17 protein-coding genes are annotated in these 19474 nt (G+C 66.3%); 9 read left to right on the forward strand and 8 right to left on the reverse strand.

The window, feature by feature from the left end; genetic code table 11:
* Window positions 1–925: 925 nt before the first annotated feature.
* Entirely contained in the window at window positions 926–5068 is a 4143-nt protein-coding gene (locus tag PX52LOC_RS13755; RefSeq protein ID WP_168218982.1) for a PKD domain-containing protein, read from the reverse strand.
* 481 nt (window positions 5069–5549) lie between these two features.
* Window positions 5550–6059 (reverse strand): hypothetical protein, encoded by a 510-nt coding sequence (locus PX52LOC_RS13760; RefSeq protein ID WP_149110640.1) that lies wholly within the window; start codon window positions 6057–6059, stop codon window positions 5550–5552.
* A 188-nt stretch (window positions 6060–6247) separates the two neighbouring features.
* Between PX52LOC_RS13760 and PX52LOC_RS13765 the strand changes: the two genes are divergently transcribed.
* From PX52LOC_RS13765 to PX52LOC_RS13800, 8 genes are all read left to right on the forward strand, one after another.
* Entirely contained in the window at window positions 6248–6505 is a 258-nt protein-coding gene (locus tag PX52LOC_RS13765) for a DUF1737 domain-containing protein (RefSeq protein WP_149110641.1), read from the forward strand.
* 59 nt (window positions 6506–6564) lie between these two features.
* Window positions 6565–7296 carry a hypothetical protein gene (locus tag PX52LOC_RS42505; RefSeq protein ID WP_246173723.1) on the forward strand — a complete coding sequence of 244 codons (732 nt, stop codon included), beginning with the start codon at window positions 6565–6567 and terminating at the stop codon, window positions 7294–7296.
* 315 nt (window positions 7297–7611) lie between these two features.
* Window positions 7612–8019 (forward strand): Hsp20/alpha crystallin family protein, encoded by a 408-nt coding sequence (locus PX52LOC_RS13775; protein ID WP_149110642.1) that lies wholly within the window; start codon window positions 7612–7614, stop codon window positions 8017–8019.
* 245 nt (window positions 8020–8264) lie between these two features.
* A complete protein-coding gene (locus PX52LOC_RS13780; RefSeq protein ID WP_149110643.1) occupies window positions 8265–8456 on the forward strand; it encodes a hypothetical protein in 192 nt (63 codons plus the stop codon).
* A gap of 131 nt (window positions 8457–8587) precedes the next feature.
* The gene (locus PX52LOC_RS13785; protein ID WP_149110644.1) at window positions 8588–8866 is read left to right on the forward strand and encodes a hypothetical protein; all 279 of its coding nucleotides are present in this window, start codon (window positions 8588–8590) and stop codon (window positions 8864–8866) included.
* A 605-nt stretch (window positions 8867–9471) separates the two neighbouring features.
* The gene (locus PX52LOC_RS13790; protein ID WP_149110645.1) at window positions 9472–9801 is read left to right on the forward strand and encodes a 30S ribosomal protein S21; all 330 of its coding nucleotides are present in this window, start codon (window positions 9472–9474) and stop codon (window positions 9799–9801) included.
* 41 nt (window positions 9802–9842) lie between these two features.
* Window positions 9843–10304: a hypothetical protein gene (locus tag PX52LOC_RS13795; protein WP_149110646.1), complete on the forward strand. Its 462-nt coding sequence runs from the start codon at window positions 9843–9845 to the stop codon at window positions 10302–10304.
* 125 nt (window positions 10305–10429) lie between these two features.
* Window positions 10430–10693: a hypothetical protein gene (locus PX52LOC_RS13800; RefSeq protein ID WP_149110647.1), complete on the forward strand. Its 264-nt coding sequence runs from the start codon at window positions 10430–10432 to the stop codon at window positions 10691–10693.
* A gap of 97 nt (window positions 10694–10790) precedes the next feature.
* On the opposite strand, the gene PX52LOC_RS13805 is transcribed toward PX52LOC_RS13800, so the two are convergent.
* From PX52LOC_RS13805 to PX52LOC_RS40490, 5 genes are all read right to left on the reverse strand, one after another.
* The gene (locus PX52LOC_RS13805; RefSeq protein ID WP_149110648.1) at window positions 10791–12722 is read right to left on the reverse strand and encodes a hypothetical protein; all 1932 of its coding nucleotides are present in this window, start codon (window positions 12720–12722) and stop codon (window positions 10791–10793) included.
* Between the two features lie 481 nt (window positions 12723–13203).
* On the reverse strand, window positions 13204–13662 hold the full coding sequence (locus PX52LOC_RS13810; RefSeq protein ID WP_149110649.1) for a hypothetical protein: 459 nt from the start codon (window positions 13660–13662) through the stop codon (window positions 13204–13206).
* Between the two features lie 784 nt (window positions 13663–14446).
* Complete coding sequence (locus tag PX52LOC_RS13815) at window positions 14447–15121, reverse strand: hypothetical protein (protein ID WP_149110650.1); 675 nt, start codon at window positions 15119–15121, stop codon at window positions 14447–14449.
* A gap of 84 nt (window positions 15122–15205) precedes the next feature.
* Window positions 15206–15433, reverse strand: a complete 228-nt coding sequence (locus PX52LOC_RS13820) for a hypothetical protein (protein ID WP_149110651.1) — start codon at window positions 15431–15433, stop codon at window positions 15206–15208.
* 203 nt (window positions 15434–15636) lie between these two features.
* Complete coding sequence (locus PX52LOC_RS40490) at window positions 15637–17811, reverse strand: hypothetical protein (protein ID WP_168218983.1); 2175 nt, start codon at window positions 17809–17811, stop codon at window positions 15637–15639.
* A gap of 134 nt (window positions 17812–17945) precedes the next feature.
* Between PX52LOC_RS40490 and PX52LOC_RS13830 the strand changes: the two genes are divergently transcribed.
* The gene (locus PX52LOC_RS13830) at window positions 17946–18206 is read left to right on the forward strand and encodes a hypothetical protein (RefSeq protein ID WP_149110652.1); all 261 of its coding nucleotides are present in this window, start codon (window positions 17946–17948) and stop codon (window positions 18204–18206) included.
* A 3-nt stretch (window positions 18207–18209) separates the two neighbouring features.
* On the opposite strand, the gene PX52LOC_RS13835 is transcribed toward PX52LOC_RS13830, so the two are convergent.
* Entirely contained in the window at window positions 18210–19466 is a 1257-nt protein-coding gene (locus PX52LOC_RS13835) for a hypothetical protein (RefSeq protein ID WP_149110653.1), read from the reverse strand.
* Window positions 19467–19474 lie beyond the last annotated feature (8 nt).

The following is a 19474-nucleotide window of genomic DNA, read 5'->3' on the forward strand; positions in this document are numbered from 1 at the left end:
TGGCCGGCAGTGCTCGCCTCTCTCGCGGTCATGTGGTTTGCCCCGACGACATGCGGCGATCGTCGCGATGGTGCCTCTCGTCCTCGACGGTACCACCTGCCGGGGTATCGACAATTGGCCAGTGGGCACCACCCTGACTGGCGGTTGCCGCCCAACCCGGCGGGACGGCTGGCCTGGATCTTCTTCGAGGCTGAACGGCGAACTGGAGTTCCGCTGGTCATCCAAACCCACGAGCCCGGCGAGTAGGCGGTCTGGAAGTGGCGGCGATAATCGACCACAAACGGCGGGCGACAAGATTCCGTTCCTTCCGGCCGAGTTCGCCGCTTGGCCGCAATCGCTCGGTCGACGCTCTGGGCACTTCCGGAATGTCGGCAGAAACACCGTCCGGACCGTCCGAGTCGTCCGATTCGTCCGATCATCGAGTTAAATAACTGTCAATTATATGCTTGCGGCGAATCGATTGCCCCGGCGATGATCGTCCGTGGATCGTCCACCGCCGTCGGAGGATCGTCCGCGATCGAGTGGGTCGGCAGTCGGGGGAGGCACGGCACGACGCGTCCCCTGGCAGTCGGGGGACTCCTCCTGCATCTCCTGCACGAAGATGAAAATCCCTGAAAAACAAGGATTCTGAGTGCAGGAGATGATGACGCAACTCTTGCACTCGCGGCCGTCGGTTAGGGTTTCGATGCCAGTCCTTGCGGTGCGCCCGCACCCTTTTTCATGAGTAACGCCGCTGTTACCGACCGTCTATGTGACGCATACTCCCGGCATGGACCTCCTCTTGGTCGTCCTGCCGGCAGGCGTTCGCAACGGAGCGTACTGATTACTCCGTGCTTTCGTCGCTCGTCTCTCCCATCGCGTCGTGTCCTGGCAAGCCGAGTCGCTCGCCTTCTAACTCTTGGCGTGCGCAATTCCGCCGTGATTATCAATGCATAACAACATCAATCTGGCCGATGTACCCATCCAATTTCCCGTCGGATCGCAGTCCTAGTGCGAAGTATTCGTAACCCTTGGTCATCGGTCGAGAAAGGATCCCACCATCTCCAGAAGTGAAACTACCGACCGCATTGCCACTTGCCCCGATTCCAATTTTGATCTTCCCGCTCACGTCTGTCGTGTACCGGATGGCCTCTGGGCCGAACGTACCCGTCCCGCTGTACACAGAATCGTCGTCCCGATTCCCCTGAACCGTCAACGTGCCACCATTCTCTGAGATCGTGATCGTGAATGTCTCTGTTCCACCGTCCAGGGTCCGCGACGCTGTCCACGTTCTGAACAGGGTGTTGCTGCCCGCCCCGGTGCCCGCTCCGGTGCCCGTCCCTGTGCCGGTGCCCGTCCCCGTTCCGGTCCCTGTGCCGGTGCCCGTCCCCGTTCCGGTCCCCGTCCCCGTCCCCGTCCCGGCATTAGTCACCGTCACGCTGAGAGAGCCGCTAACGGATTGGCCTGTGCTGTCAGCGACGGAAATTTTGGCCGTATAAGTCCCCGCGGCCGAGTACCGATGCGTCGGGGTCGCGTCGAACGACGAAGAGCCGTCCCCGAAATCCCAATAGTAGCTGTAGCCGGGCAGGCCGCCGGTCAAGTGCGTTGCAAACGTGAACTGCGTGGAGGTGTCCCCCGATCCCGGGTTTACCTCCACGGTGCCGCCCAAGGCGGCCGCGAGTACGACCACGCTGGCGGAACTACTCGCCGTCGCCCCCTTGCCGTCGGTCACGGTGACGCGGGCGGTATGGGCTCCTGGGGTCGCGTAAGTGTGCGTCACCGAGGCACCGGTTGCCGTCCCGCCGTCTCCGAAATCCCACTGGTACGTGGATCCCGGCACGACGCCCGTCGCCTTTGCGGTGAACGTAAATGCCGTCGATGACGGCCCCGACCCAGGCGTCGCGGTGGCGGACGCCGACAGCGTGGGCGTCGGCGTCAGGAGGGGGTCGATCGCTGGAAGCAATTTGTCCTTGATGGTGTTGACCAGCTTCGCCTCCGCAATTAGCACCGCGACTAGGGCCGCCTCCTCGGGCGTGAACAGAAGTTGAACCAGCCCTTTCAAAGCCTGGTCGATCCCTTTCTTGACGAGGTCGTCCAAGACGGACGCGATCTCGTCAATGGCCGTATCGTCGATCGGTCGGCCGTCGGCGGCGTCCGCCATTAACCTCAACACAGGACCCGCCAACCTCCCCAGAAAAATGAGGTCATCCACCGCTGCCGGACGGGTTACGTCAAGCCCGATTTCCTTCCCGAATTTGTCGAGGAAGTCGCCGCCATTTTTGATTACCTTGCTGGCAATTTGTGCCGCGTCGCCGGCCTGCCGGAGCCAGTTCCCTAGGGCCCCCCGCGTGGACGCGGCGGTGGCCGGCGTCGCCACCCCTTCGAGGGCCATTTCCGCGGCGATCGTCTGATCCGATAGGGCCGCGTTGAACCCTCGATCGGACCCGAAATCGAACACCCCACCCGTCGCCTCCGCGGTAGCGAACTGGTCCGCAAGCCGCTGGAGGGAGGATGAGAGTTCCTGGCCCACGGTAATAAAGTCTTGGGACGGCTGGATGCCGTGGCTTGAGGCGAGTTGTTGGTAACCCGCAAGGCCGGAGTCGAGTTCGTCCTGCTGAGCCCGGAGGGCTTGTTCCGTCAAAAAGCCCACCGGGGTGACAACGGCCGGCGGGGCCGGAATCGGCTCAGAGGACTTGGTCGCATCGACGGGTTGGCCTCCGCCGGCCGGCGTCTGGCGGACGGTAACACGTAAATCGCCAGCCGACGCGGTCGGCCGGGTGCCGTCGGCCGTGGTGGCCACGGGCACGAAAGCCGTGATCGCCCCCTCCGTAACGTCCGACGCCTCAACCGTGGCCACGAAGCCGCCATCGTCAACGTAGGTGACAGTCGTGTGTGCGTTCGGCAGGAAGCGACCGCGGATGACCGCCTCCCCAAGGGGGAGGGCGGGCATCTCGATCGAGTCAACTTCGACGGGGTCCTCGGACCCGCCCACGAACACGCCGCCGTTGAACCCCGGGTAGGGCTGCTCCGACGAGACCTCGGCTCCGCCAGGGTCGTAGTATGTGACCGTGCTCCCGGCTCCCGTTCCGGGGCCGGTGACGATCGCGGACCGCCCGTCACCGGTGTCCGCGATGGCGACCCGCACGCCGGCCCGGTTGTCCGGGTCGCCGGCGAAGAAGTTGGCCAGTTGCAACGCCGGGTTCGCGTCGACCGCGGAGTCCAGGGAAGCGAATCCCCCGGCCGCCAGCAGTTGTTGGCTGTCGATCTCCCGCACTCGCGGGCCGCCGCCGGGCCCGCCCCCGAAGATGAGGTTGGCGTATCCCTTGCCGGGCAGGGAGCCGCTCCCGACGTAAACGCCGTTCCGTAGCGACTGTTCGAACGCGAAAAAGTTGGCGAGGGGGTGCTGGGGCGAACCGCCCTGCGCCGAAGCGATCTCCCGCCCGTCGTAGATCGTCACCCGCGGGCCGCCTCCCAAGCCGGCGGCCACGATCAGGTCCGGCACCCCGTCCCCGCTCACGTCCCCCACGCCGATCCGGGCCCCGCCGCGGAAGTTCGGATCGTCGATGCCGAAGAAATTGGCGAGCACCGACCCGTCCCTGCCGCTGTACACGGACACCCGCGGCCCGCCCCCGACGTCGGCCGACACGGCCACGTCCGCGTACCCGTCCCGGTCGAAGTCGCCGGCCGCGACGAACACCCCGCCGGTGAACAGTTCGCCGAAAGCGGTCAGGGTCCGGACTTGCCCCCCGTCCACGCCGGAGAACACTTTGATGGTCGGCGGGCCGCCGCCGCCGGGCGTCGTAATCACGTCCGGGACGCCGTCCCCGTTCACGTCGGCGACCGCCACCCGCACCCCGCCTGAAAACGCGGGATCGTAGGCCGCGACGGAGAACCGGACCGAGCCGTCCGCGTTGTAAACCATGACGACCGGACTGCCGCCGACATCGGCCCCCACGGCCGTCAGCCTGACGAGGGGGAGGGCGCTCGGCGCGGCCGGGTACGCCTGGGACGGCGGGGGAGGAGACGTGGCCGTCGAGGGCGGCGGCGGCGGGACGATTGAAACCGGCGACTCCGCAGGAGGGACGATCGTTGCCGGCGGTGGAGGAGGGGGCGGAGGAAGAGGAAGAGGAGGAGGAGGAGGAGACGGGGGTGAGTCGATCGTAATGGGTAGGCTAAAGTCGGCGGTTTCCAACTGTCCGTTCGTCTTGATGTCAGAGACCGTGAGTAGGATCGTGTAATTACCCCCGGTGGTCGGGGTGCCTACGAGTATGTGCCTCGAACTGTCGTAACTCAGCCCGGGCGGCAACCCGTCGTTTACCGTAATGAAATCAATGCCGGCCGGGCCGCCCGTCCCATCGAGGAGTTGCGAGTAGGGCGTTCCCACCACCCCGTTCGGCAGGTGGTCGGGGTTCACAGCGAGAGGCGTATCTGATGCCGGGGGCGGCGGGCTGGTGACGGTCTGACTGACCGAGTCGCTACTCGCATCGAATGGCAAGTTTCGGTTGAAGATAGTATCGAAGAGCGTCGTCCCGGAATACTGGGCGATGATCGTACTCGTGCCGGCCGGGATCGCAGTGGTCGTGAGTTCGGCGACGCCGTCGAAGTCCGTAGACACCGTGCCCAGCGTGGTCGCGGGCGTGCCGGCGACGGAGAATGTGACGGTCCCGCCAGACGGTGGCGTCAGACCGTAAGGACTGTCGACCGCGTGGACGGTAGCGCTGAGTGTCACTGGACTGCCGACGGCCGACGGGTTCGGCGAAACCACTAGCTTAGTCGTGGTTTGGTATTCAGAGGCGGAGTCTACGACGAGTTGATAGAGGTCCGCGGAACTTCCAAAGTAGACGGTCCCGGTCAGCGGATAGGTGTAGCGGTCGTAGTCCGCCTTGACGTGCAGACCGCCCGCGGGCAGACCGGAGCCGATGACTTTGGCATACCCGCTGTAGTCGAACGTGGCCGAACCCAGATCGTGGGGGGTGGCCGTCGGGTCACCATCAACGGTGTACGAAAAGGCGACTAACCCGCCCGGAGGTGTGAACAGGAAGGCGGGATCGGACGGGTCGAAGGCCGAAACTTGTGCAGTAAAGGTCACCGTGTCCGTCGTGTTCGACGGGTTCTTGGAGGACTCAAGAGTGATCTTGGTGGCCGAGTTCGGGACTACTCGCTCCTCCAAGAGTTCACCCCGTAGCCCGACAAATGAGGCACTCCCCGTACGACGCCCGTGGCGAAGGGAGACTTCAACAAATCGGGACATACCGACTCCTAACCCGCAACGGATTCCAATGACCGTAATTGAATCGCCGCTACAATCGTCAGATGTTAAGCGATGCCGGTAGCGGCGTCAACCGGGCACCTGACCTCGGTGTGAAGCTTTGGGTGACGGAGGCAGAATGGCATTGCGAGGTCCGGATCGATCTGCTGAGCGGCGATCAGCAGGCACACCACCACGCGGCCGGTCCGGGGGGGGCCGGGTCGTGAGCGGGGTATTTCGGCCAGGTGGGCCCGGAGAGTGCCGTTCCGGGCGAAAGAAATGAAAAAATCCCGCCCGTCGGGGTGCGGGCGCACCGCACGGGTCACTCGCCCGCCGGGTTCTCCACTCCGCTGGAAAGGTCCTTCGCCTCGGCGATCAGTTCCTCCAGTTCCTTGAGCCGCTTCTTCACCTCAACGAGTTCGCCGCGGTCCCGGCCCCACCGGTGGGGGAACTTCCGCTCGAGCCACCAGACGAGGTACTTCGGGTCGGCGGACCGGCCGGCCTCGAGGACCTCGGCGACGGCCTTCGCCTCCGTCTCGGCTTCGGCGGAGACGACGGCCCGGTAGAAGTGGCCGTAGACGCTCGCCTGGTACTTCCGGCCCGATCGCATCCAGTTGAGGAACGTGCGGGGCGAGACGTTGAGGGTGGCGCAGGCGGTCGACCGGAACTGGCCGTGGAGGATGAGTTGCACGAACGCCTCGGCGAGCTTGGCGGTCAGTTTCGTCGGCCGGCCGCGGCGGTTGCCGTCGGCGTCGTCGGGGTTCGGCCCCGGGCGGTCGTCCGGCGGGTCGACATCGTCGGGCGGTTCGGGCGGGAGGGCGGTGCTGCTCATGGGTCGGCTCGCGGGGGCGGGGTCACAGACAGGGTAATCGACGGCGGTCGGGCCCCGCGAAACCGTGGGCAGCCTTTGAGCCGGAGTGTTGCCGCGGGGGCGGGCGTTCGTGGACCGCCTCGCATCACCAACCCGGTCGGTTTCGCTAAACCAGACTCGGTCGACGCACCGACCGGAGTACGCCACGAATGACCGACCGCAACCCGCACTACCGCATCGTCGAGGGGGCCGACGCCTGGGCCTTGGAGACCGCCGTGAAGGCGCTCCTAGACGAAGGGTGGACGGCCCAAGGCGGGGTGTGCGTCGTGCCGACCGGCGTCAGCGACAGTGGCCCGAAATTCTTTCAGGCGATGACCCGCAACGCCGCCCCGGTCCCGCCGCCCCTCGCGGCCGCGGCCGACGTGCTGCCGTTCCCCGACCCGGTCGGCGGGCCCGGCGGCATTTGACATCGTCGGGGCAGGTGGACGACTGAGACCGCCTCAACAACCGCACCGGAGGGCGGGCGATGACGGAAGCGGAGTGGCTGGCGGCGACGAATCCGACAGGGCTACTCGGGTTCCTCCGTGGCCACGAAGAGTTCCGTAAGTTCCGGTTGTTCGCCTGCGCTTGTGCGCGTCGCGTTGTGCATCTCGTCCGGGACGGTCGGGCGAAGGCCGCCCTTGAGTTCGCCGAACAATTGGCAGACCGGGCGGCGGCGGCTCGAAAGGGGCGACCGGCAATCTACAAGGCGGGCCTTGCGGCGTGCGAGTTTCTGTGGGGGCAGCACCAAGGGCGGTTCGACAGCGGCGAGTTACTCGCCCACCTGGCGGAATCCAACGCGACCCACGCCGCCGTGAAGACCGCGGAAGCCGACGCCACGGTGGCGGCCGGGGGATGTACCGCGGCCGGTCTCGCCGCGGCGTACACATCGTGCCGCCCGCCCCGGCTCCCGACGCCCTTCCCACCCGGCCGGGGAGACCGGATCGCAGACGAGGAGTGGATACAGGCCACTCTTCTCCGCGACATCTTCGGCAACCCGTTCCGCCCCGTCACCTTCTCACCAACTTGGCTCACGCCCACTGTCGTCAGCCTCGCGGAAGGCATCTACGCCGATCGCGCCTTCGACCGTCTGCCGATCCTCGCCGACGCGCTCCAAGACGCCGGGTGCGAGGACGCTGACGTGCTGGGCCACTGCCGGGGTGAGGGGGTTCATGTGCGCGGGTGCTGGGTCGTGGATGGCGTGCTCGGGAAGGGGTGAGGGGCGAAGAGGGACGGCGAGGCTGCCAAGGTGTGGCCGACCCCGTCTGACATCCGAGGCCGGCTGAACGAAACTTCCGGCCGAGGCTCACGAGGGGCTACGAAATCGATCGCCGTTCCCTGCCAACTTGGCACCCCTCGGCAAGCCGCTTTTCTCTCCATTTTCCTTATTTCTAAGTCGAATTCGACTTCCGCCCGACTACCGCCGCGGGCACGCTCCTTGCATTTTTCCGGGCGGGCGGCGGGGATTCCCGTCGGGCACGGACCGCCGCCCGTTGTCCCCGCGGTGCCCGACCACGCTCGAAGGAGGTTAATCATGCTGTCCCTTCTCGCCAACGACTCCCCGTTCGCCCCGGCCAACCGCCTCAGCCCCGTACTCGACCGACTCTTCGAGGGGATCACCGCCCCCGGGTGGCCGACCCGCGGGCCGGCCCTGTGGGAATCCCCAGACGCCGTGTACTTCCAGATGGACGTCCCGGGGGCGACGGCGGGGGACCTGGACATCTCCGTCCACGGCGACGAACTGATCGTCTGCGGCGAGCGGAAGGTCCGCGGCCGTGAGGGCGACGAGCGATCGTTCGGCCGGTTCGAGACCCGGGCGGCCCTGCCGTGCGGGGTGGACGCGGACCGGGTGGAGGCGACGCTCGCGAACGGCGTCCTGTCCATCACGTGCCCGAAGTCCGAGGCCGCCAAGCCGCGGAAGATCGCCCTCAAGTCGGCGTAACCGCCGGGCCGCGGGGAAGGCGTTGGTTCGGCTGTCCCCCGCGGGAACTCACTGCGCATTGGCCTACCGGGCCGGCGGGTGCCGTCCCGGTTTGTTTTCGACCTTGCTCGTGAGAGAATCAGTGGAACGCGCCCCCCACTCTCGGTTGGATACCCGCCCGGGCGGCGGTGGAGCCGATTACTCCCTCCGCAGCGAAAAAGGCCCAGTAGCATATTAAGTTGAACTTGACCCCCGGAGCGAAGTTCATGTCAGACACCCCACTCGACATCGAGTCGGATCAAAAAAACGCGAATGAACTGACCGCGCGGATAGCTCTGTTGCTGAACCACATAGAGGGCCTGATGAAGACGAACAAACACTATCTCGACTCGATTAACACCCTAATCGAGAAGGTCGATCGGCTTGAAACCGAGGTGAAGAGGCTGGCTGGAAATTGACCCCTCGCTCGGCCCGTCAGCGGATGCAACTCAAGCCCGCATCGCGATCGAATGGGCCGAGGGGAGGCAGGCACACGACTTGCTGACTTCCCGCCGAGATTTGCATTCGCCTACCCTCGCCCGGCCCGCTCATGACTGCTATCCATCGCATCGACCCGGAGATCTGGGTGGAGACGCCCAAGGGCGGCGGCCTCGCGTACTTCCTCATCGACTACGGCCCGTCGATCAACACGATCTGGGTCGTCCGCCTGGACGCGACCGGCGACGTGATCCACGTCGAGTCGTCCGAGGTCCGCATCCTCGGCAACCCGATGTGGCACATCCCCCACCCGCTCCCGTTCGACCCGCCGGAGCCCCCGTCGCCGAACGGTTCAGCGCACCCGAATCGGATCAAGGTCCACGAGGAATGAGGGTTCGCCGGTGACGTGACGCCGACAGGCCGGGACAGGCTGACCGCGGGCCCACTCAGTAACACTCCGTCCGCGTCGGTGCTTGCAGTCGTGGCCCTCGGCCACTACGCTTGGGGTGTTGTCCCAGTTGTGGAGGGGCAATTGCGTATGTCCCGAAGCGGTACAGAATCACAGTTTCGGTGACGGGGGGCATGGTTTGTTTCCAGGTGCGGACTACGAGCGCGTTGCACCGACTCAATGCGGACGCTGCGGCGGGACAGAGTTCGACCGGCGGGGGCGGGTCGGCCTGTGGGACGGCGGGCGAGGAAGCGGCTGCACCTACGAGGCGGTTTGTCGGGCGTGTGGCGCGATTTGGCACTCGCTCTCCGACCCGTTCGCCTGTCGGGACCGGCCGCAGTCATTGGAGTGGTTCTCCCGGGACGCAGACGCCGGATTAGGCGATGCACCAAATCCGGCGATGCCTTGACCCGTTGCTCTCTCCGAAACGCGCCAGGGTTTTTACTTCTTGCGGACGTTTCAGATGATCGATAAGCTGGGGTTGAATTTGGTTTCTGGAAACAGCACTTTTCAACCGGCATCGCGTCAGCCGTAGAAGACGCACACGCATGGGCGTTCGAGTCGAAGTCCGCGACGGCGAGTCCCTCGCAGAAGCGGTCAAGCGGTTCAGAGAATCAGTCTGGCGACAAGGCCCGCCGGGTGCCGGCCGGAAGCGGCCGAAGTGGCACAAGAGGCCGCTCGACTACTACCTCAAGCCGAGCGAGTTGGCTCGCCGGGACGATCTGCGGGATGCGTTCGAGACCTACGCCGGGGAGTGCTCCCGCCGACGATGGTTGTGCCTAATCCGCCGCCGCACCAAGCAGCGGAAGGAGCGATTCGGGGACGCCCCGGTGGTGTGCAAGTATCCAAGACCCCGGCCACTCCCGGGCTGGGCGTAAGCCGAGTGCCGAAACACCTGTTCGGCGACGGAGGGCTCCGGGTGTCCGAGTCGTTCGACATCGTACTGTCGAAGCCGCTCGCACCGGATGCCATCGCCGCCGCGCTCGCTGACCTCATCCCGCCTGGCCTCCGTGTGGACGTGCGGGGGGAAATGGCCGACCTGCCCGACGAGCCTGGAGCAGTCTGGGCGCTGGTCGGCAGGTCCGGCGACCCGGCCTGGCCGTGCGTCCTCAACGTGCTGGTGTGCCGCGATGAGTGCGGCCTGGGGCCGTATCCCGACCTCCGCATCGCGGCCGGGCTGGGCGAGCGGTTCGGGGCCGACGCGGTCTGCGGCACCCATCCGTTCGTCGGCGACCTGGACCCGCTCGACCCGTACTGGTCGCTGGCGTGCGTCGGCGGGCAGTGGCATCTTGCCAGCACGGTCCGCGCCCGGTTCATGGCGGGCGAGCCGCTCCCCGACGAGGGCGTGCGGTTGGTCCGGCCGGTCACCGTTCCCGAGTAAAGGCACGCCGAACCCGGCGATGCACCCGACACCGCGGCACGAAGTGGTTCCCTGGTTCGACGTCTCGGCAACCGCGGTGCTGGTGAGCATGTGGTCGTTCGGGGGCGGAAGAGGAGGGTTTTGGAATGTCCAGGCGGAAGCGCGTGGGACTCCTGCTCGCTGGGGTCGTCTGTCTCACAGCCTACGCCGGCTCGTATTACGGGCTGTCGCGACGTGGGTACGAATTCGAGTCGATGTCGGAGACGTTCTACTATTCCCCGCCTCGGGACACGACGGCTTGGCGGGTCAAGCATGTGGGCTGCGTGTTCCTGTTCGCCCCGGCCAATACGGTAGATCAATGGCTGTTCCTGGGCCGTCCGCCGGCAGACGTACCGGGGTCGCCATTCTGACGGCCGGTACCGACCAAAGCCCCGCCGAACCAGGGACTGCACCGGACCCGTTGCTCGGCCGGTCCCGTGAGGGAAATCTAAATCGTGCGGCGGATTCTCACAGATCCGGCATTCCCAGCTGCTTGAAGTAGGCCCTGTTCCGTCTCGTCGCGGAATCAAGCATCTGGGCGTACGTCAACGTCTCAATCTGCAGGCACAGTCCCTCCTCGTAGCTGTAGAGCGCTCCGTTCGGCTGCTCCTTATACCCTTCTTCTTTGAGCAAGCGGCGGAGCTTCTCAGTCATATCGGCCACGATGAAGCCAAAGAACCTGGTCGTCTCGTCGCCGGGTATCATCCGCCCCTGGTGGTCCCGCGCTTTGCCCCGACGAATCAGCTTGGCGTACTCCTTAATCTGTTTGTGAGGGTTCTCGTCGTCGTCGTATGCCTCGCGGCCCGGCCGCTTGAACTCGATGATCGTCACGCACACCGGGTTCTGTGTCGTCTCCGACGTCGAGTAGGCTTCGTGGAAGACGATAATGTCGGGCTCTTTTCCTTCCTTGCCCGGCTCGGGGTTGATCGGATCGAGCTTGTCGGCGCGAGTGTCGGAGGCCAGATACCGGTGCCAGTTCAGGCGTTCGTCGATGAGCCAGAGGTTGCAGTGGTCGAGGGAAACGCCGTCGGAAGTCTTCCGTAGCGGGAAAATGATCTGGTGGACGGCTTCCTCGAGTTGATGCGTGCCGTCGTCTCCCGCACTCAACAGCGAGGTCAACACGTCGACCACGGCCTTCCGGTGGCAGGTAAAGGCCCCGAGGGCCACGAGGTTCTCTTGTTGCGCCGCCGATGCGTACCGCTCGATCAACCGCTTCTTGCCGGCCTCGAGCATCTCTCCGGCCTTTGCGAGTTTCATCAACTCGGCGTGAAGCTGTTTCATCTCGTCTCGGTCGGCGAAGTGGCGGCCGGCGAGCGCCGTTAGAATCTCTGTCTCCGAGGCGTTGATCGCCAAGCTGTCGACGAGTTCTTCGTGACGGTTGACGACCGCCCGCATCTCGGGAGCCTTTGACGCGACGACGTTCCTGATCCGTTCCTGTTTCTGTGTTCGCATTCTGGACAGGTCGTCGGTGAGATAGCCTCGGACTTCTTGGCACGCCCGAGCTAAAATCTCGTCGCCCGTGGGTTCGTCGGTAAAGCTGTCGGCGGAAGCGAAGTTGAAGTCGGAGCGGGTTTCATTGACCCATTCGTTCAATGCCTTACCCGTCACCATTCCGAAATAAAACACTTCACCCAGGGCCGGGCGTTTAAGTGCCGTTTTCAGGTCCCGGATGTGATTCGAGAGGGCGTAAGCCGTCACGAACCGGCGACGGGCACAGAACGCAAGTTGGTGACTACCGATCGCACCGCGGACCAAGTAGTGCTTGAGTTTGAACAGCCGCTTGCGGACCTTGAACGTCACGTCTAAGGTGTCACACTGGTAGTGATTCTCGAAATGCTTTCGGAGGTCCATCTCGACCCCGCACTGTTCGTCCACCAAAAGAAACTGGACCTTGGATGAAACGAGGAGTTGCTCAAGGTGGTGTTCGATCAGCCGGTTCGCGAGGATCTCGGTACGCTGGGGGCACGAGTACGCGGGTTGCAAACCCACGAGCCGCAGCAGGGTTCCCTCACTGTGGTCGGTTGCCACCCCGTTTCCAACCTCACGAACCCCGTGTTCGAGGTTGAAGACGATGTTCCGGTGTTGGAGAGCGGCGCCGTCGTGGTACACGCTCTCGATGACGGCCTTCTCGAAAGCCTTGAGCCAAAGCAACCGGCCCACCCCTTTACCCCCGCTCGAAACCTTCCGCGGCGAATCGGCCTCGCTAAACGAATCGAAGTTCTCCCGAGTGAAACCGACCCCTGTGTCCACGACGTCAAACCCCGTCACCGGGCCTACGCCCCCGCTCAGCCCGTCGAGGAGTGTGCCGGCCGGCGGCTGCCCTCGGACGACCCTTACGACGACACGATGCGACTTGTTCGCCGTATGACATTCCTCGATCGCGTCGAACGCGTTCGCCACCGCTTCGTACACGGGACGGAGGGCCTGATCCTTCCCCAAGGGCATGTTGCGGACGCGGTGCCGGAGGTTGAGTTTCACGCCGGCCCCCTGTTGCTGAGAATCGTTGGAGAAGATCGCTACCATGATTTGCGCGCCAAAGGGAATGAGGTATGATCCCCAAGCGCGAAGAATCGGGCCGATGACCGCAACCGCCAAGTGAGGTCATCGGCCCGAACATTTTAATCGACTCGAACGTCAGGTGCCATCACCGTGTTCTGAATTCCACGCCGGCCGTCGCCCTTGTGTGAGAATTTGGCCCCCACCCCGCCGCCATCAGCATCTCGATCAGTTGGTTCACCGTGGGCCGTTCAACACCTCAGGCGATGATCCCGGTCATCAGAACAACCGCCGTCGCGTGAACTCCGATCCCTACTCAAGTTCTCGTTGAGAGCAGGGCCAACTGCTTGCATCCCCTCCCCGGTCGGTGCGGGTGGCAACGGTCTCAGTCTGCGAAGGCCGGTTGTGTGGTCGGCTCGCCCGTCTGCCAGTCCCACCGATCTTCCTTCGCTCCCTCCACCCCCGCCTCGACCCGGTAGCCGACGATCATCTCGACGGCGTGGACCTCGATCGGGGCGAGGTCATCGATGTTCAACTCGTCGTTCAGCCCGTTGAGCTTCAGCAGGTGCGCCGGCCGGCACGCGGCGACGCCGAACAGCTCGTGGATCCGCCCCACGGTCGCGCCGACGAACGCCGCGCCGGCCAGACCGCGGGCGAGTGGCGAGTCGTCCGCCGGGGCCATCCCCGCCGGCGTCACGACGAACGGGATGCCGCCGGCGTCGGCCGCGTCGAGGTGGAACGACAAGCGGGCGATCACGGCCCCGTTGAGGCCGTTGGCCCGGACGAAGGCGAGGAACTGCTCCGTACATTCGGCCGCGCGGTCGGCGAGGTCGTCAGGCGTCATGTCAACTCCGGTGGGTGGGTGGGATGCGGGCGGGCGCGCCGCACGGGCGGGGTATGGAAAAGGTCCGGAACCGTGGTGGGGTGCCCGATTTGAGATTAGTCGAAAAATGAACAAGTGGCAATGTGTTCACTATCGTGTATAACAAAGGCGGCCGCGGTCCCTGCAAGAGTCCCGCGGCCGCCGGTCGACACCACGGGATTACTGTACACGCGATCAAGTCGACTGTCAAACCCGTCCCCGCCGGTCTTCCCCCACTCTTGCGGCCCGCGTGCGGTGCGCCCGCACCCTTCAGCCCGACAACTCAGTCGAACCCGGGAGACGGTGCCAGCCCGGTCAGCGCGTGCGCGAAGTGGTACGTTCGTTGCCGACGGTCGGGCGGAATGACGCCCGCGACCGCAGACACGGTAGGGCGTCGGACGCGGTCCGGCCGCGTGAGGACGCCCGGTAGGCCTGAAACGCCTTCCCCGACCGGCCGAAGAGCCCGCCGGGGTGTCGGTGACGACTTCACCCGGGCGGAATGGGCCGCCGGGGTGCGACAACCGGAAACGCCGATCGGTGCGGCTGAGCCGCACCCGCCGCACGGGAAGGACTGCGGCTAGCCCCGAGGGACCCGGCAGAGGTGTCGGGTGGTTCCGAGCGTGCTCGGGAACTTGCGGGGGCGAAACAATCTCAGCGGGGCAGGAAGGGGGCACTGCGCCCACGCCGAACCACGCCCCGCGAAAACAAGCCGGAGGAAGGGCGGGTGAGCGCCGCCGAGTCGGCAGGCGGCCACCGCGGTTAGACCTTACACTCGGCGTTCGGCGACGGGTTGCGCCCGTCGCCGAACGCCCCAAAACCCCGCCGCCCCGATGCCGGCAAGCAGGATCGCCGGCGGGGCCGGGACGTCGACCGGCGTCGTGGTGCCCTCGAGGGTGAACGCCGCGGCCCCGTCCGTGAGCGTCCACGCGGCCGTGTCGTCCCGGCGGACGTCCAGGAACTCGCCCGGCTTTTGGCTTGCGATCGCCCACGACCAGACGTTCGGCGTGTCGGCGTCGACCTCGGCGATCGACAGCCAGTACCGGCCGGGGGCGAGGGCGACCGGGGTCGGCAGGGCGGCCGCGTAGGCGTACAGCGGGGCGGTGGTACCGACGTCCGTCCGCCCGACGTCGACCGTTTGGCTCGACACCACCGATCCCGGGAGCGGGATCGGGCCGAACCCGTCGGAAAGGAACTCGATGCGGAACGTGGCGGGGCCGACCGGGTCGATGGCGGTGACCCCGGTCCGCCCGTACCAGCGGACGTCGGTGACCGTGGCCGCGGCGGTCAGGGCGAAGTCGTCGGCCGCGATCTGGCTGCGGGACGGGTCGCTGATCGCGAAGGCCGGCGGCGTGGCCCCGGCGGGCAAGTCCTGGTCGTAAACGATGTCGGCGCGGGCGGCGGGGGCGGCCAGGCCGAGGACCGCGAGGAAAAGGGTGCGCATGCGTCGGTCTCCGTGACGGGTCCGGGCGGGCGGCGACAATAGCCGCCCGGCAATGCCGCGTAAACCGGAATCCCCCGCGGGTGCTCACGGCCGCCGCGGTCGCTCCGGCTCCGGCAGGCTACTCGGGTCGACCAGGAGGGGGTCGTCCCGCTCCCGGGGCGTCTTCGGAACCACCCGACGGTCGACCGACAGCCCGTGGTTCACCTCGACCAGTTCACGCTGGCGGCGGTCGTCCCGCTCCGCCTTGCCGGCGGTTTCACACCCCGACAGGGCGATCAGGACGAGGCCCACCGCGGAAAGTCGTCGTCCCATGTCCGCGCCGCCATTCGACGGTGGCCGGGTATGCCGTTCGTGCCCGGGAATGTCAATGCGGCCGGTAGTGGTCCGGGTGCGGGCGCACCGCAGGCGGAGATTACGATCCGGCGTTCAACCGCACCCAGGGCCCGAAAGTGACGTCCTTCGACGGGGCGGGCTCGATGTGCCCGGGGTTGCCCCCAGATGCCCGTTAGCCCGGGTCATTTGCCCGTGTTCAACTGCACGCCGTTGAAGAAGATCAGGTCCGCCGTCGGCGTCGGCTTGGCCCCGGGGAGGGCGTACAGGGGCGACGGCGCGGCCTTCGCGATGGCCCACCAGATCGGCCCGGCGGCGACCGTCGGCTCGGGCAGGCCGCTCGGGAATTGGGCCTTGACCTGGGGGAGGAGGAACGGGGCGACGGCGTACCCCGTGGTGAGCAACTCCGGCCGGCGGACGCCGTACGTGTACACGCCGGTGGCCACGAACTTCAGGTGGCCGCTGTCCGCCTTCGTCGGGTTCTCGCGGAGGACGTTGGCGTGCTGGAAAACGAAGTTCGTGTCCGCGGCCGGCGGGTGCGGGTCCGGCTCCTGCGGGGGGACGCCGTACCGGACGGCCGTCCACCGGACCTTCCGCGTGGCCTTGCTCCGGCCGACGTTCCACGCCGGGTTCGGGTACGGCGTCCCGGTCTTCGGGTCGACGGCCGCGGCGTTCCGGACGACCCGGTCGCCCGTGTCGAAGTCGTCCTCGGTGGTGATCAGGTAGACGCTGTACGTGGACGGGTCGTCGACCGGGTCGGCCTTCGGCGGCTGGCCGATCGTCGCGCCGGCGGCGGGGTTTCCCTGGTACGGCCACGACGAGGGCGACGGGTTCGCGGTACTCGGGAAGGCGGGCGACCCGAACAACGACCCGGAGGCGGCGAGCGTGTCGGCGGTCAGGAGCGTGCCGCCGGCGTCGTTCGCGAAGGCAGGCGAGCCAATGCCGGGGAAGGCGAACAGGTCGGCGAGCGTCCCGGCCGACTCCGCGAACGGGATCGACACGCCCCACGCCGACGCCCCCTCCGCCTGCGGGGTAGAGCTTCCGCCCCCGACCGGGCCGACGGGGATCAGGTTTCCGATGATGTTGGCGATCTGTTGCGGCGTCAGCGGCCCGCCGGCCCCCGCGGCACCGCCCCCAACCTGGTTCGGAGTGCCGATCAGCACGCCGCCGACGTTTGCCGGCCCGCCAGCCCCGGCCGCGCCGCCGTTGGCGGGCCCGTTGTTGAGGAGGCCGAGTAGGGGGTTCGGGCCGGAGACGAGCGTTCGGGTGATCGTCGGGGCCGGGGGCACGGTCACGAGCGACCCGCACGGCTCCTGGAACGGCGGCCGGAGGAGGTCGGTCTCGTTCCGCGTGTCGGCGGGGATCGTGTACGGGTTAGAACCCTGCGGCAGCATTCCCGAGGGCGGGGCGGAGAACAGGTCACGACGGTAAGCCCCTGCTACCGTCGTCAGCTTCTTGATGTCGGCTAGAAAACCCAAGACAACAACGACTCGCTTGCGGTCCGCGGAGCCTTGAATCGAGTTGTGGAACACGGGTGCAATCCCCTCGGTCTGCACCTGTACCCCCGCCACGATGCTCAGGGCGATGGACAATGCACGCCCGGTCACCTCGCTGTACTTCCGATCGACGTTTCCAACGAGCTCGACGCTGACAAGGCCCATCACTGCCGCTGTGCCGGGCTTCGTGTCAAACTTTGTCTCGATCTTGGCGGAAGCCGCCTCGTCGGGCGGGCGAAACTCGTACTGTTCCTCGGTTCGTGAATACTTCAGCGTCAGGGCGTCGTCCTGCCACTCAGCATCAAATTCGATTTCCTGATACCCCGGCAAGACGGCCGGGACGCCGGCGACTTGCATCGCTTGGGCCTTCGTCAAGCTCCGGTCCCGGCAGAAGATCATGCCTTCGAGCCGCCGAGTTCGGTAGCCCTGCATATCTCGCGACTCGGTGTACCGAAAGTGGTGGTTCAAGACCTTGCGAACGGTGTCGGTACACGGCGGCATGACCACTTCGACCACCACCTCGACTTCGAAGCACATTTCCGAGATGTGAACGGGCCGCACGCTGACGACTTTCGGGCCGTTTGCGGAATCGCGGTTCTGCTCGGGGTTGTTGGGGTTACCCGAGTCGCCGACCTGGATGATAGTCTTGCCGAACGGCGCGTACACGAAGTACCGCCGGTGTCGCATGAGGGACACTTTCAGCCGATCGAACGTCTCCGCCGGGGTTTCGTTACTCACCGATGGGGTAAGGCCGCGAGTGACGACCCCCTGCACGGTGATGGTGTGCTTCTCGTTAGTGACGTTGATATCGCCGGGATCGGTGATCTTCTCCGTCCGGACCTCGGAGCGGATAAAACTGGACATGGCTACGGAACCGAATTGCCAGGCCACAGAGGAATCTGCCATGGAAGCCCGCGGGCCGGCCGCGCCTTGATTTGAATGCCGCTTGAAACGAGCGGCGAGTTTCGCGACACTTAGAAGGGTAACGAGGGCATCACATGGCGAGACACGATGAGGACTTCAACGACGTGCTCCCGCAAAGTCCGAAGCGTAGCGTTGCTGGTACCCAAGTCATCCTCGCCGGAGTAGCAGCCGGCTTGATTGCTGCTCTATCTGGCGGTTTGATTTGGCTCACTTTCCGAGACAAGCAGCCGACGCCGATCCCGCACAAGGAATCGTCCTCGTACCAGACCACCGAAGCGATGAAAAAAGCGGCGAAGGAGTTCGATGAAGAGCAACAGCGGCGGGAGAATCGTTGAAATTCAACCGGGCCCATTCTTCATTCTTTCTCTGGCTCTCTGTTGCTCTTCATCGAACTCCTTCGCCGCTTTTGAGAATGACTCAGCCAGCGTCATGCTCTGCGCGTCGTCGCCAGGGAACAGCTTGTTCAACTGCTTGGCAATCTTCTCGACCGGCCAATTTGCCATCGTAGACAGGTAGTTCTCGATCGACTGGAAGTAGTTGTCAATCCGCGCCAGGATGATGTCCTGCTCCCTCTGGTTGTCCTTGTTCGCCTGGTCGCTCTCCATGAGCGTGCGGGCGGAACTGGAGATGCGGTCGCCCTTCTGCCGGCTCCGCAACTGGTCCCGAATGTCGCCCTCGGTCTGGACCTGATTCAGCAGCCCGGACATGCCCCCGAGTCGCTGGTTCACGTCATGGAGCTTTTTCGACGCCTCCTCCGCCCGCTTGCCGAACTCGTGGATCTTGCCGGCCACCTTGGCGGCCTCTCCGCCCACGTGTTCGCCGGCCTGCCCGCCCACCGCGGCCCCGACCCGTGCCCCCACCGGCCCGCCGACGACCGCGCCAACGGCGGCCCCGACCGTCGAGCCGATGACGTGGCCGGCGACCTTCCCCGAGGCGGACCCGGCCCGCGCCGCCCGCGACTCGCCGCCGCCGGGGCCGCCGACGTGGCGGACGGCCCCGACCACCCACGCGGCCGCGGCGGTGACGGCCTTCGCCTTGCGGCCGAGCTTCGACTCGACGAACTTCGCCCCGGCGGCGCGAGCGACCCGGCCCGCCTTCGACGCGACGACCTTCCCGGCGACGGCCTTCACCCCGCGGCCGACCTTCGTGCCGACGACCTTCCCGGCCGCGGCCTTCGCCCCGCGGCCGAGTTTCGACCCGGCAAGTTCCACGACGGCCCGCCCCGCCCGCGTGTCCGCCAACCGACTGAGCAGAGCCGCGTTCTGCGGTGCGCCCGCACCCTTCGCGGCCCCCGCCCCCGAATCGCGCACCCCGCTCAACGCACGCGCGACCGCCGCCGCGGCCGCCCGGCCGATCAGGTCGCCGACGCGGTCCCACTGGCCGCCGGTCGGCTCGCCACCCCCGCCCCCGGTTCCGCCGCCGCGTCGCGCGACCTTGTCGGCGTCGAGTTCCACGCCGCGGGCCGGGTCGGGCCGGCGGGTCGGACCGCCTTGCCCCGGCGTCGGCGGGGGCGGCCGGTAGCTCGCCACGGCCGCCACGACCTCGTCGAGGCGGTGCAGCACGTCGGCGAGTTTCGTGTCCGGGGCGTCGGCCATCGTCGTGG

Origin of the sequence: Limnoglobus roseus, from assembly GCF_008254045.1 — a bacterium.
Classification (GTDB): domain Bacteria; phylum Planctomycetota; class Planctomycetia; order Gemmatales; family Gemmataceae; genus Limnoglobus; species Limnoglobus roseus.

Bases quoted from the DNA above. Each gene is read 5' to 3' on its own strand.
- PX52LOC_RS13760 (WP_149110640.1), bottom strand. From the start codon at position 6,059: ATGAGCAGCACCGCCCTCCCGCCCGAACCGCCCGACGATGTCGACCCG.
- PX52LOC_RS13765 (WP_149110641.1), top strand. From the start codon at position 6,248: ATGACCGACCGCAACCCGCACTACCGCATCGTCGAGGGGGCCGACGCC.
- PX52LOC_RS42505 (WP_246173723.1), top strand. From the start codon at position 6,565: ATGACGGAAGCGGAGTGGCTGGCGGCGACGAATCCGACAGGGCTACTC.
- PX52LOC_RS13775 (WP_149110642.1), top strand. From the start codon at position 7,612: ATGCTGTCCCTTCTCGCCAACGACTCCCCGTTCGCCCCGGCCAACCGC.
- PX52LOC_RS13780 (WP_149110643.1), top strand. From the start codon at position 8,265: ATGTCAGACACCCCACTCGACATCGAGTCGGATCAAAAAAACGCGAAT.
- PX52LOC_RS13785 (WP_149110644.1), top strand. From the start codon at position 8,588: ATGACTGCTATCCATCGCATCGACCCGGAGATCTGGGTGGAGACGCCC.
- PX52LOC_RS13790 (WP_149110645.1), top strand. From the start codon at position 9,472: ATGGGCGTTCGAGTCGAAGTCCGCGACGGCGAGTCCCTCGCAGAAGCG.
- PX52LOC_RS13800 (WP_149110647.1), top strand. From the start codon at position 10,430: ATGTCCAGGCGGAAGCGCGTGGGACTCCTGCTCGCTGGGGTCGTCTGT.
- PX52LOC_RS13810 (WP_149110649.1), bottom strand. From the start codon at position 13,662: ATGACGCCTGACGACCTCGCCGACCGCGCGGCCGAATGTACGGAGCAG.
- PX52LOC_RS13815 (WP_149110650.1), bottom strand. From the start codon at position 15,121: ATGCGCACCCTTTTCCTCGCGGTCCTCGGCCTGGCCGCCCCCGCCGCC.
- PX52LOC_RS13820 (WP_149110651.1), bottom strand. From the start codon at position 15,433: ATGGGACGACGACTTTCCGCGGTGGGCCTCGTCCTGATCGCCCTGTCG.
- PX52LOC_RS40490 (WP_168218983.1), bottom strand. From the start codon at position 17,811: ATGTCCAGTTTTATCCGCTCCGAGGTCCGGACGGAGAAGATCACCGAT.
- PX52LOC_RS13830 (WP_149110652.1), top strand. From the start codon at position 17,946: ATGGCGAGACACGATGAGGACTTCAACGACGTGCTCCCGCAAAGTCCG.
- PX52LOC_RS13835 (WP_149110653.1), bottom strand. From the start codon at position 19,466: ATGGCCGACGCCCCGGACACGAAACTCGCCGACGTGCTGCACCGCCTC.